This window comes from Roseburia sp. 1XD42-34, assembly GCF_009917385.1.
Taxonomy (GTDB): Bacteria; Bacillota; Bacilli; order Bacillales; family Amphibacillaceae; genus Virgibacillus.
Genome location: NZ_QWLJ01000008.1, coordinates 1 through 13,718 on the forward strand (window position 1 = coordinate 1; position 13,718 = coordinate 13,718).

Genomic DNA, 13,718 nt, shown 5'->3' on the forward strand with positions numbered 1-13,718 from the left:
AGCGACTGGAACGAAGCAACTAAAGTTTTAGGAATCACGGTGAGGTACGAACCAATGATGACTTATCGTAGGGCGATCGCCTAGTTGCTGGGCACTTAAGCCGGACGTGGTTATTCTGTTATATCGGTACTCATAAGCCAAAATTTTTATACTTTCCTATCTTCTTAAGATAGGCTAAGTTAGAGGTGCAACGAAATCATTATTTTTCAGTAGCGTTGTCTTGTGAAACATGGAAACTGTTGTATCAATAATGACTCAGAAAGGAAGCATAACATCATGGAGCGTTTAAAACAGAAAATTTTAGTAGAAGGAAAGGTGTTATCTGATTCGGTTTTGAAGGTTGATGCTTTTTTAAATCATCAAATTGATCCCCAATTAATGGCGGATATCGGTGAAGAATTTGCCAATCGGTTTGCTGATGCCGGAATAACGAAAATTTTGACCTTGGAATCTTCAGGAATCGCACCAGCAGTAATGGCAGGCTTAATACTAAAAATACCAGTTATATTTGCGAGGAAACGGAAATCGTTAACGTTAACAGACCACCTTTATTCAGCGAAAGTCCATTCATTTACGAAACAAGAAACAAATGAAATTTCTATTTCACAATCATTTATTCATCAAGATGATACGGTTTTAATTATTGACGATTTTTTAGCTAATGGACAAGCAGTTTTCGGTTTAATTGATATGTTAAAGCAAGCTGATGCAAATATTGCTGGAATTGGGATTGTTATTGAAAAAAGCTTCCAAGATGGAGGTAAAATGATCCGCAATGCTGGCTATCGTGTGGAGTCACTTGCTAGGATCGCGCATTTAACTGATGGAAATGTCACCTTTATAGAGGAGGAAAACTAGCATGAAAAACACGGCTTTAGGATTACAACACCTTTTGGCGATGTATGCAGGAGCAATTTTGGTGCCGCTCATTGTCGGTGACGAACTTGGATTGACATCAGAACAGCTGACTTATCTCGTAGCTATTGATATTTTAATGTGTGGCGTAGCTACCATTTTACAAGTGTTGCAGAACCGTTTTTTCGGAATTGGACTGCCAGTTGTTTTAGGCTGTACATTTACGGCAGTTGGTCCGATGATAGCAATTGGCAGTGGTTATGGTGTGACTGCCATTTATGGCGCGATTCTTGTGTCGGGACTTTTTGTTATAGCTGTAAGTGGCATTTTTGGCAAATTGGTGAAGTTCTTTCCTCCAGTCGTTACAGGATCGGTTGTAACGATTATCGGGATTACGCTTATTCCTGTAGCGATTAATAATATGGGAGGCGGTCAAGGAGCAAGTGATTTCGGTTCTTTAGCTAATATTAGTTTCTCATTTGGAACGTTATTATTTATTATTATTTTATATCGATTTGCAAAAGGATTTATGAAATCTATTGCAATTTTAGTAGGCTTAATCGTTGGAACAGCAGCTGCTGGGATGATGGGATTGTTGGACTTCCAAGCCGTTCAAGAAGCCTCTTACTTGCATTTACCGCATCCATTTTATTTTGGAGCACCAACATTTGAATGGTCTGCCATCCTAACTATGATTTTAGTGGCGATTGTATCATTGGTTGAATCAACAGGCGTATATTTTGCCTTAGGAGATATTACAGAACGAAACATAAAAAGCGACGATTTAGCAAATGGCTATCGTGCGGAAGGGTTAGCTATTTTATTAGGCGGTGTTTTTAACGCATTTCCTTACACAGCTTTTTCACAAAACGTTGGCTTAATTCAAATGACCGGCGTTAAAAAGAAAAGCATTATTTTGATTACTGGGGGCATGCTTGTGACACTCGGCTTTATCCCTAAAATTGCTGCTTTAACGACGATTATTCCAACGCCTGTATTAGGTGGTGCGATGATTGCTATGTTTGGTATGGTTATTTCGCAAGGAATTAAGATGCTCGGCCCAGTGATTATGAAATCGTCTGAAAATGCCATGATTGTGGCATGCTCCGTAGGGATGGGATTAGGTGTAACTGTCGTTCCTGAACTGTTTGCTAATTTTCCCGAAAGTATCCAAATTTTAACGAGTAACGGTATCGTAGCAGGAAGCGTAACTGCGATTGTTTTAAACGTTTTGTTTCATATGCTTCCACTTAGAAAAGAAAATAAGCATATTGTTCTTCACGAACAAAAGGCATAAATCTAAAGTATGATGCAAAATTGCTAGAAGAGTTTGGCTAAACTGCTTTCGTAAGCCATTGTTTATTAGGGGCTGTAAAAATTGTAAATACGTCTTAAGCAAGGGGATAAATGAAACGGTCTTATCCGCTTGCTTTTTAGCATTTGGAAAATGAATAGCATATATGAATTGTCCATTTCTTGACTATCCTGATTTGTATGCACTCCTTATAGTTTAAGTTGTCCAACGTTTTCTGTATTTGATCGCTTTCCTCTAGCTAGCTTAGCGCTGTGCACTTATTTATATTCCAATTGACTTATGATAGAATAAAAGATACTTTTCTAGATGATTCGTATCCATTCTTTTTGGAAGTGAAAGGGGGAAATAGGATGGTACGTCAATCCGTAGATGATTTTGAAAACATAAATAAGCTACCAATTGTGGTGGTGCTGATCACGGGTGCTTTTTTAGCCATATTAAATCAGACACTCCTCACAACAGCTATACCTCCTATTATGCAAGATTTGAATTTAACGGAGAATACAGCACAATGGGTAACAACGATTTTTATGCTCGTAAATGGGATTATGATTCCCATTACTGCTTTTTTAATAGAGACATTCACAACGAGACAATTATTTATTACAGCAATGGGAACATTTTCAGTTGGTACATTGATTTGTGCCATATCCCCAAGCTTTTTTCTACTAATGGCGGGAAGAGTCATTCAAGCTGCCGGCGCTGGAGTCATGATGCCGCTTATGATGACGATTTTTTTGCTTATTTTTCCAATAGAAAAAAGAGGCACTGCTATGGGGATGGTTGGACTCGTGATCGGATTTGCTCCAGCTTTAGGACCATCGATCTCGGGCTGGTTAGTAGAGCACTTTGAATGGAGGTCTATTTTTTATGTCGTGCTCCCATTAGCTATTATAAATGTCATCATTGCTTATTTTGTAATGAAAAATATAACGAAACGAACCTACCCAAAAGTCGATAGCTTATCGATTTTATTTTCTACCCTCGGTTTTGGAGGCATTCTCTATGGATTTAGTAGTGCTGGAAATTATGGATGGACCGATCGAAGGGTTCTCCTTTCATTAGTTGTTGGTGTTATTACATTGTTCATGTTTATTACGCGACAGTTTGCACTCAAACAACCTATTCTGGAATTTCGAGTCTTTAAGAACAAACTATTTACGATCACGATGGTGATTGGGATGATCGGTTTTATTGGCTTAATTTCTGCAGAAACGATTTTGCCTATTTACATGCAAAATATGGCAGGCTTCACTCCATTTGAGTCAGGAATGATGATTTTACCAGGAGCTTTGTTGATGGGTATCATGTCGCCGATTAACGGACGGATTTTCGACAGGTTTGGAGCAAGGTACTTAGTGATTACAGGTTTGTTCTTATTAACTGTTACGTCATTAATGTATACAAATTTATCTTCAGATACGTCATTTATGTATTTAACTACCGTATTTGCAATCCGAATGTTTGGTATTTCTATGGTTATGATGCCGTCTACAACAGCAGGGTTGAATCAATTATCTTATCGTTTGATTCCTCATGGTTCAGCAATGACAAATACGATGCGGCAAGTAGCTGCTTCGATAGGAACGGCTTTATTGATTACCATTATGACCGTTACAGATCTCGATTCTGGTCAGCAAACAATTGCTCAAGCACAAATCCATGGAGTGAACTTAGCATTTTATGTTGCAGCGGGAATATCTTTTGTCGGGCTTATATTAGCTTTTTTTGTAAAAGACCAGTCATCCAAAGATATCAAAGAAAAGCTCGTTGAGCAACAAAGAGCATAAGCGAGATCGTTTACTGTATGCTCTAACATACGTAATTTTCATCCCTTTTAAAGGTGCTGTAAGGCTTCCACTTAGGAGTTTGGATGATTTGTACTCCTCACAAGTCTAAGTGAGAGATAACAGCACCTAAATCTCCTATTTCGTAAGCGCCTTTAGGCCATACCCTTAGGCTACTAACAAGCCGTGGGATGGAATGAAAACCCCTGCTGATGGAAGTTGCTTTATTTTAAAAACAGGGTGTGCAGCTATGATGGTGAAGCATATTAAATGATATTCGTGTATGATGTGAATAGAAGGTTAAAATAACAGTATTTAGGGAACTTGCTAAATATGAAACCTGTATTAAAGGGGTGATGTACCATGAAGTTGCTTTCAGCAACGCCAGTCTTCATTTATTCTATCTTTATAGCTAGCACATTGTTGCTTTCGTTGATTCATAACTTTCGCGATCGGTGGATACCATTTGTTTATATGTCGATTATCTTGACCATTGCCTCGCCGCTTGCTGCTTTTCTTTTTATTATAAGAAAACCGAGTGATATGAATGGGTTCATGTATATTTTGACTCAATTGTGGGATGGGAATGTAGTTGCTTTTATTGTTGTAGTCATCCATCTGTATTTAATCTTTTCATTAGGTTTATTTCTAAAAGATAGTTTGGGGGAAAGATTTACATCGTGTGTTTATTTATTATCTGACAAATTAAAGCTCATTATGGAAACCAGAAAAATATCCAATAAAGGTAAAAAAGAAAAGCAAGAGTGATACAAACAGGATTAAATAGAGAAAGAGAAGTTTAAATCCAATAAGAGTTGTGGAACATAATAATTAGAACTATTCTTTTCTCCCGTATATAAGGTTGCTGTAAGACTCTCACTTAAGAAGTTGTTGGATAAACTTGCAACATGCAACAAGTTTAAGCGGGAGATAACAGCATGCACCTAAATGCCCTATTTCGTAAGCGACCATTAGGTTATACTATTACGTTACGATCCATCAGTGGGGGATGAATGAAAACTACCCACTGATGAAAGATTCAATTTATAGTTAGTAGGAGGAATTTAGATGGATAAGTTAACTTCTTTTCAACCTGTATTACCAAAAACGCCCCGAGTGCTTATCCTCGGTTCAATGCCTGGAAAGAAGTCGCTGGAAAAACAAGAATATTACGGAAACCCTAGGAATCATTTTTGGAATATTCTGTTTACCATATTTCAAGAACCGGTGGTAACGAATTATATGCAAAAGCTTCATTTTTGTAAAAAACATGGCTTAGCACTTTGGGATACAGTGGGAAGCTGTTATCGGAAAGGAAGCTTAGATGCGAATATAAAAGATGAAATGCCTAATGATATCCCTGCTTTAATTGAGGCGTATCCTTCGATTAAGCTAATAGCTTGTAATGGGGGGAAATCGTATCACCTGTTAAATAAATATTTTAGGTCCGCGTTTTTAGCGTCTGTAGATATTGTAAAGCTTCCTTCTACGAGCCCGATCCCTGGAAAGTATACGAAGAGTTTTACAGAAAAAACAGAGGAATGGAAAGTGATCTTAGACTATATCGACAAATAATACAGTTCGAATGGAGTAAAGCTCCTTTAATGGGCGTTATGGGCGCGCTTTTACCCTCCCACTACTGAAAAATAGAACAAAATCCCAAGTGCTTAAATTTTCTAGAAAAATAAAAAACGATTTTGCGTGCGACGTATCGGTGACTTAGCTTTTCTTGTCCTTAAAAAATCACTTTTTCTGCTGCCACGCCTTCTTAAGAGACCGACTTCATACAACCAAACGAATAAGGAATTTGGGTGCCGTTGTGGCGCTTAGACTTCCTTTTTATCTAATATAGCGTTTTTATGTCACTCTATAATTCAGGGAATAACGTCACCATTTTTGTCGATTATAATAATGAAAATAGGGTATACTATATGTAGTAGGTCTAACTAATTACTTTAAAAATGACACGAATAACTACAGCAAACCATTAATATGATAAGATTGGTTGTTTTTAATAAGAAAGAGGGGGGACCGTTTCTCTTTATTTCATGGAGGACGGGGGCGGCAAAGGAGTCGCAAGCGGCAACTTGCGACTCCGACGACGGTTATCCGCAAGGAGCGGCGACTTCGTTACAGGATATCATAACAATATGTCATTGGCTGGCGTTATTCATCCTTATGAACTCCATCGGCAGAGTGGCTTTACTTGCTTTCTCGGCTATTTACAATTAACAATACAAGCGTAGCGAACGAAAACATCAGTTCAAGCGTCTTGTCAATTGGTATCAATTGTTTCAGCCCCTTTCTCTAAGGGATTACCAGTCGCCAAGCATGAAGAAGCGGTACTAGCTTCCTTAGCCTCTCTGCATAACCTGTCCTCTCTATTATACTATAAAATGCACGATAATTGTGGAAATAATTAGGAAATGGTATAATATTCTCATTTTTCAATTAATTAAGCACTATTCCCTAGTCTTCGGTTATTTCCTGTAGGCTATAAACCTGAGTTATATGCTTCTTAAGCAATGGTATTCATTTAACCTCAAATTAAGGTTGATTTCACTAGGAAAATGGGCTATAAATAGTAGTAATACATTATTGCCAAAAAAATTTCGGCAGTGGATTTTTATATTTTGTCTAATTGGCAGAATGGGTTGAATCACACCTTGTTTTTGTTTGGAACTTACATGTAAGATAAATAAAAAAGCGATGACAGAGGAAAAGTAAGATTTGTTTATTTTATACAGAGAGCTTCGAATGCTGAGAAGAAGTTAAAAGACAAATCAGAACAATGGCCTCTATGAGCTTCGTGCTGAATGTATCTCTAATGATTAGTAGGCTTCGACGGGGTGGTGTCCGTTACAATAACCAGAGTATGAATTGTTTATTGCAAACGGTGATGTTATTCTAAGTGGCTACCTTTGTAAAACAAGAGTACTTATCGAGGCTGTATATGCGAATATATAGTAAAATAAGGTGGTACCACGTAAATAAAACCACGTCCTTATCCATATAAGATAGGGGCGTGGTTTTTATGTAGATCAATGTAATGTAGCTGTTAATCAGACATAAAAAATGAAGGAATAGTACCTATAAATTTGCAAAGAAATACTACCATATCAAACTATTGGAGGAATGAAAATGTTAAAACATGTCGTATTGCAAACAGATTTTGGTTTAAGTGATGGTGCGGTTAGCGCCATGTATGGAGTTGTTAAATCAGTAGACCCGTCTGTGCAAATTTTTGACTTAACACATGATATTTCTCCGTATAATATTTGGGAAGCTTCTTACCGTTTATACCAAACAATTTCGTATTGGCCGGAGGAAACAGTATTTGTATCTGTCGTCGATCCTGGTGTAGGAACAGAACGACTAAGCATTGTTGTTAAGACGAATGCAAACCAGTATATTGTGACACCAGATAATGGAACGCTTACGCATGTAGAAGCTCATATGGGCATAAAAGAAGCTCGTATCATCGATGAAAAAATAAATCGTCTGCCACGTTCTGGTGAGTCTCACACCTTTCACGGACGAGATGTGTATGCATATACAGCTGCAAGAATTGCTGCCGGAGTGATTATCTATGAAGAAGTAGGTCCCAAACGGGAAGTGGCTCAGCTCGTCTGTTTAGCTAAGGAGCAGGCGAGCAATAATAATGGAAAAGCACGTGGATGTATCGATATATTAGATGTGCGGTTTGGTAATCTGTGGACAAATATAGACCGCAGCTTATTGATAGAGGCAGGATGTCAGTATGGGGATGAGTTACATGTTACGATTTCTCACCATGAGAAAGATGTGTACAAAAATAAGATGTTGTTTGCGCGGTCATTTGCTGAGACTCATTTAGGAGAATCATTATTGTATGTTAATTCCTTAGATAAAGTAGCTGTTGCTCTAAATCAAGGTTCATTTGCCAAAGCCTATCATATAGGAACAGGAACAAGCTGGAAAATAACCATTCAGAAAGCGAAATGAACGATATTGCTATTCTCCAAACGAGCATTATTTGCTAAGATAATAATAATGATCATCACATAGGACGAATTGGTAAAAGGACTTTCGTTTTGTTTCAAATGCCGAAGGGGAAAAAGAGCAGAGGTTTTTACCTTTCTAATGGTCAAGAGTTGCTGCTTTCATAAACTTCATTGCTGTTAAATGCTGAACATAATATAGGTAGATAATGAAACAGAGGGAAAATGCTAGCTGCTGCTCCCCCCTCTTGGCATTTGCAAACTGCATGATAAAGAAAGGTCGGGGAAGACAATGGCATTATTTTTCGGAAGAATTAGCTTATTTAGTTGTCTATGGACCATTGTTATTTTATCTGGCAGCAGCTTTATTTCATTTAGTATAAGTTTATTCGCTATTTCTTTTGCTTTATTCTGTCTATTATCGCTTGAAAAGCATAGTATTTATATATATGTTGCGTTATCTCTTTTATCTATAGTACATATAACGGCTGTCGGTACAAAAGAATTTTTTATTTTGTTATACCTGTACTTTCTTATCATTGATGCAGCTTTCAGGCTAAATGAACGTCAGCTAAATGGCTATCTGTATTTTAATCTGATTATAACGATATTTTACTCCGTTCTTGTCGAAAACTATGTGATAGAAGTTATGATTTTAGACATTTTTTTTGTTATTCTTATCCTATCGACCAATCGCTTAACTACAGAGCGAACAGAACTTCGACATATGTATGAGCAGCTCCTTGGTGAGTTCAGAAAAAATAAGCGCATACATGCTTCGGCTGAGCGATCAGCACGATTAGAAGAAAGAACAAAAATAGCTCGAGATATTCATGATTCTGTTGGTCATCGTTTGACAGCTTTAATGATGAAAATGGAGATACTATCTATTCAAAACAACAAACAGGATTATGAGGAATTAAAGCCGATGGCAAAAGAAGCATTAGAAGAGACAAGAGAGGCGGTGAAAGCGTTACAAAATGAAGAAATAGAGGGAATAGCATCTGTCGTTCAGCTAATTCGAAGATTAGAAGCAGAAAGTCAATTAATGGTGCAATTTACCCTTAAGCAAGGCGTACTATCGATTCCGCTCAAGAATAAGCAAAGTATTACCTTATATCGAGTTATCCAGGAAGCTTTAACAAATGCTATGCGGCATTCGTCCTATCGAGAAGTTCAAGTAGTTTTAGGGCGATCGGCAATTGGTGATGTAACCTTTGAGATAAGAAATCGAATTCATGAAGCCCGGCATTTGCATGACGGTTTTGGTTTGACAAATATGAAGCAACGAATAAAAGAAATAGACGGTAGTTTACATATATATCAAACGGAACAGGATTTTGTTGTTACAGGAGCAATTCCTTGCGGCGTAAAGGAGAAGGAATATCATGTGGCGGATACTAATCGTTGAGGATCAAGTCATAGTTCGACAAGGCTTAAAAATCATTTTGGAGCAAGATGAGCGAATTAGCGTTCCATATGAAGCGGAAAATGGAAAAGAAGCAATTGAAATGCTTGAACAGCATCTTGTGGATTTAATAATGATGGATGTACGGATGCCAATCATGAATGGGATTGAAGCAACTAGAATCATTAAACAAAGGTGGTCATCCGTTAAAATCTTAGTGCTAACAACATTCAATGATGATGAATATGCTTTATCTGCTTTAAAAGAAGGTGCAGATGGTTTCTTACTTAAAACTACAGAATCAAAGAAATTAATTGAAGCAGTCCACAGTTGTATGCGCGGTGGAATGACGATTCATGATGAAGTAGCTGCTAAAGTTATGCCGCGACTATTAAAGGGGACGGAACAAAAGAAAATAGATATATCCATTCCTTTATCAGATCGAGAGTTAGCCATTACGAGATTAGTAGGGGAAGGTAAAACAAACAAGGAAGTTGCCCACACTTTGCATTTATCAATTGGAACAGTTAAAAATCATTTAACGCAAATCCTACTAAAAACAAGTTTACGAGATCGAACACAGCTTGCCATTTTCGCAGTAAAGCATGATTTAACGTAATGAAATTACGCTGGCAAAAAAACCTAGAAGATTTCCTTACAAAGTTTAGTTGAAAAAAGCATTTTTATTATTTCTATTCAAAAAGTGACCTAGGTCACTTTATTTTTTTTACTTTCATGACTGTAGGTACTGCAAAGTTTGCAACATAATCGGTAAACTGAATACAGGAGGAGAGGCTATGCTTGAATTAGTAAATATTTCAAAAAGATTTAAACAAAAATATGCTGTTAAGAGTATGAATATGTTAATTGAACGTGGAGAAATTGTTGGACTGCTTGGACCAAATGGTGCCGGTAAGTCAACAGCCATTTCTATTATGTCATCATTAGTGGAACCAACAGAAGGGGATGTATATTTTAAAGGTCAGAGTATTTTGAAGAAACCAGAGTCCCTTCGAAAGGTAGCTGGTATCGTTCCACAGGAAATAGCTCTATACACAGATTTAACGGCAGAAGAAAATTTACAATTTTTTGGAAGAATTTATCATCTGAAAGGCGCAAAATTAAAAGAACGGATGGATGATGTATTGGAAACGATCGGTTTAACGGATAGGAGAAAAGAAGTTGTGAAGAAATTTTCTGGCGGAATGAAAAGGCGTTTAAATATAGGTGTAGCTTTATTGCATGAGCCGGAGTTGCTCATCATGGATGAACCTACTGTTGGTATCGATGCACAATCAAGGAACTATATTTTGGAAACAGTGAGACGCTTAAATGAGGAAAAGAATGTTACCATTCTTTATACGAGCCACTATATGGAAGAGGTTGAGTATTTATGTGATCGTATTTATATTATGGATCAGGGAAATTTGATTGCTGCTGGAACAAAGGAAGAAATTAAACGAATTTTATCAGGAGAAAAAACGATTGTCATTAAAGCTGATCGAATAACGGAGTCATTTATAAACGAATTTAAAACCCACCCACTCATAAATGGGATGAATGTAGAAGAAAAGCAAGTCTCTATTATGGTAGCAAAAGAGGTTAATATGTTTGCTGATATCATTAAATTAGCAGATAAAGCTTCCCTTGAGTTAAATTCCGTAAACGTAAAAACCCCAACACTGGAAGATGTGTTTCTACACCTTACCGGCCGGGCTTTACGCGATTAGGAGGTGTCTTTTATGATGATTCAGATTATCAAAAAGCAATGTCTCATGATATGGAGAAATCCGGCTCAATTATTTTTGCTTATCGGTTTGCCGATTGTTTTTATATTAATTTTAGGAACAGCTTTAAACCAATTTTTTGAGGGCGAAACGATGAGAATCCAAACTAAAATAGCTATTATAGAACATAATTCGGAACTAGAGCAAGCGGATAAATTTATTCAAGAGATGGGTAAAGAAGCAGGACTTAAAAAAGAGCAAGTTGCCAGCTTAAAGGAAAACTTGCCAATTCAAAGATTGAAATCTCTTTTTTATTCTAAGGAATTATCCGATACGATAGATATAAAAGAAGTTTCTGAAGATGAAAAAGATGAGATATTACATGATAATACGTATTCAGCAATTATCGAAGTTCCAGAGGATTTTACGTATACGTATCTTGCTCATATGATAAAACATAAGAAGAAGATCCCGCAATTACGTGTAATAGGAAATGAACAACAGCAAATAAGCGTTGAATTTATTCAAGGAATTATCGAAAATTTCCAACGTCAACTTACGTTAAGTGTTTTTATGAGCGAAAATAAGCTTGATGAACAAGCAATGAACATTCCAGCGTCGTTGTTTGCTAATAATCGTACAACGATGGACCAACATGAACCGATTAGTGCAAAAAGTTATTATACAGTAGGAATGGCGGTTATGAATGCTTTATTTGTCGCTTCAACGATCGGTATCATTGGGTTTAGAGAAAAAGAAACCTTTGTATTTAATCGAATTATTTTAGCAAATGTGTCAAGGTGGATCTATTTTAGCGGTGTATTATTATCTACTGTTATCTTTGCTTTTTTACAATTGTTAATTATTTTTAGCTTTTCATGGCTTGTTTTTAAGGTTACGTGGCCAAATCTCTTTGCATTTTTCCTTATTACTATTGCATTTTCCATGGCGGTAGGCGGGATTGCAGTATTATTAACAGCTATCAGTTATCGGATGCACACAGAAAGGATTACGAATTTTTTTAGTAGCGCTATCGTAGCTATCATGGCCTTAATTGGTGGCAGTTTTTTTCCAATCGGCGATAGTTCAGAAGTGGTTCGTAAGATTAGTGAGTTAACACCAAATGGAGCAGGAATGGTGGCGTATTTAAGTACTTTAAGAGGAAATGATATCACGGATGTAAGTATGTCTGTTATATATCTTTGCCTTTTTGGAGTCATAATGATTATCCTTGCTGCTTTCACATTTCCAAAAAGGGGGGAGACGATGTGAGGGGGATTTTAATAGCTAGGTGGAAGCAGTTATTACGTAATCCTTGGACTTTTCTCTGCTTTACCGGACTATCCATCGGATTTGCATTAATTTTAGGTTTGACTGGTGCTGGAAATACCATACGTGTTCCTATAGCGATAGTAGATGAGGAAGTTCATGAAGCGCCGATCATATCACAGCTGAAACAAGAGACAACTCTTCAGTTTTATGAAATGAAAGAACAGGATCTGCTTCAGTTTATAGAAGACGGCAAAGCAGAAGTCGGGGTATTACTAAGTAAAGATTCCTATAAGTTAGTAGTTGGGGTGGAATCTACTACTGTGACGATAGCGGAGAATATCGTACGGCAAACGTATGTAAATTACTTTCAGCAACAAAGTATAATTGACCGTGCCCACATGTCAGCAGAAGAGGAGAAATCACTGCTACAAGAATTAGAAGAAAACTTAAATGAACCGATATTTACGATTCAGGCAAGTAACTTTAGAACGGATGAGGCGGTTATTTATAACCCAACGTATCAGTTTTTATTTGGCTTTAGTTTATTCTTTGTCATCTATACCATTGGGCATAGTACGACTGCAATGCTGACGGAAAAAAAGCAAGGAATTTGGGACAGGATCATTTTATCCCCTGTTAGTAAGTGGAAGATGTATGTTGGTAATTTGATTTATAGCTTTTTTGAGGGTTACTTACAGGTAGTGATTATTTTTTCGTTTTTCTTTGTTGTTTTTGATATTGATTATAATGGGATGCTATGGAAAGCATTACTATTACTTATTCCCTATGTTTTTGCAATGGTTGCTTTAACGATTTTACTAATTTCAGTAATAAAAAATATACAGCAATTTAATGTACTAATAACAATTGTGGCTGTGAGTATGGCAATGATTGGAGGCGCTTATTGGCCGATAGAAATCGTCGAATCTAAGATATTGCTCACCTTGGCAAAATTTAACCCGGTAGCATATGCAATGGAAGCATTAAAGGGTGTGGTAAATTACGGATATTCATGGGATCAGCTTTACTATCCCATTAGTATACTGCTACTAATGGGAGTTGTTATGATTAGTATTGGCATCCATTTAATGGAAAGACGGCATATTTAAGAGAAATTAATATTTGAATAACTTATTTTCATCATGCAGCCTCATTGCTGGAATCAACATACCTACAATGGGGACTTTTGATGTGACGGAGTCAATTGGTTCAGTAGAAGAGATGCCCCTTCTTTTTTAGAAGATAAGAAAGTGAAAAAATGGTTGCTTTAAGCATACGGACTTAACGGAATAGCCACGTCTGGCGCAAGTGCCAAGTAACTAGGCGACTTCACTCCATTGCCCTGCGATAAGTCATCGTCGGTACGTTGCTTAG

Annotated in this window: 11 protein-coding genes and 1 other annotated feature; all 11 genes read left to right on the forward strand. The window is 37.0% G+C overall.

Going from position 1 to position 13,718, the window contains the following annotated elements; all coding sequences use genetic code 11:
- Positions 1–276: 276 nt before the first annotated feature.
- The 11 genes from D1839_RS06170 (at position 277) to D1839_RS06220 (ending at position 13,453) form a co-directional block, all read left to right on the forward strand.
- Positions 277–858 carry a xanthine phosphoribosyltransferase gene (locus D1839_RS06170; RefSeq protein ID WP_120378690.1) on the forward strand — a complete coding sequence of 194 codons (582 nt, stop codon included), beginning with the start codon at positions 277–279 and terminating at the stop codon, positions 856–858.
- A gap of 1 nt (position 859) precedes the next feature.
- Complete coding sequence (locus D1839_RS06175) at positions 860–2,152, forward strand: nucleobase:cation symporter-2 family protein (protein ID WP_120378691.1); 1,293 nt, start codon at positions 860–862, stop codon at positions 2,150–2,152.
- Positions 2,153–2,520: 368 nt separating this feature from the next.
- A complete protein-coding gene (locus D1839_RS06180; protein ID WP_120378692.1) occupies positions 2,521–3,960 on the forward strand; it encodes an MDR family MFS transporter in 1,440 nt (479 codons plus the stop codon).
- A 360-nt stretch (positions 3,961–4,320) separates the two neighbouring features.
- Positions 4,321–4,725, forward strand: a complete 405-nt coding sequence (locus D1839_RS06185) for a hypothetical protein (protein WP_120378693.1) — start codon at positions 4,321–4,323, stop codon at positions 4,723–4,725.
- A gap of 300 nt (positions 4,726–5,025) precedes the next feature.
- Entirely contained in the window at positions 5,026–5,532 is a 507-nt protein-coding gene (locus D1839_RS06190) for a DNA-deoxyinosine glycosylase (RefSeq protein ID WP_120378694.1), read from the forward strand.
- 1,125 nt (positions 5,533–6,657) lie between these two features.
- Positions 6,658–6,966, forward strand: a binding site (T-box leader).
- A 132-nt stretch (positions 6,967–7,098) separates the two neighbouring features.
- A complete protein-coding gene (locus tag D1839_RS06195; RefSeq protein ID WP_120378696.1) occupies positions 7,099–7,941 on the forward strand; it encodes an SAM hydrolase/SAM-dependent halogenase family protein in 843 nt (280 codons plus the stop codon).
- 288 nt (positions 7,942–8,229) lie between these two features.
- Entirely contained in the window at positions 8,230–9,348 is a 1,119-nt protein-coding gene (locus D1839_RS06200) for a sensor histidine kinase (protein WP_120378697.1), read from the forward strand.
- Positions 9,326–9,964, forward strand: coding sequence for a response regulator transcription factor (locus D1839_RS06205; RefSeq protein ID WP_120378698.1), 639 nt, complete (start codon positions 9,326–9,328; stop codon positions 9,962–9,964). Before D1839_RS06200 ends, D1839_RS06205 begins: the two co-directional genes overlap by 23 nt.
- Positions 9,965–10,142: 178 nt before the next feature.
- A complete protein-coding gene (locus tag D1839_RS06210; protein WP_120378699.1) occupies positions 10,143–11,075 on the forward strand; it encodes an ABC transporter ATP-binding protein in 933 nt (310 codons plus the stop codon).
- Between the two features lie 12 nt (positions 11,076–11,087).
- Positions 11,088–12,344 (forward strand): ABC transporter permease, encoded by a 1,257-nt coding sequence (locus D1839_RS06215; protein ID WP_120378700.1) that lies wholly within the window; start codon positions 11,088–11,090, stop codon positions 12,342–12,344.
- Complete coding sequence (locus D1839_RS06220) at positions 12,341–13,453, forward strand: ABC transporter permease (RefSeq protein WP_158589598.1); 1,113 nt, start codon at positions 12,341–12,343, stop codon at positions 13,451–13,453. Before D1839_RS06215 ends, D1839_RS06220 begins: the two co-directional genes overlap by 4 nt.
- The last annotated feature ends 265 nt before the right edge of the window (positions 13,454–13,718 follow it).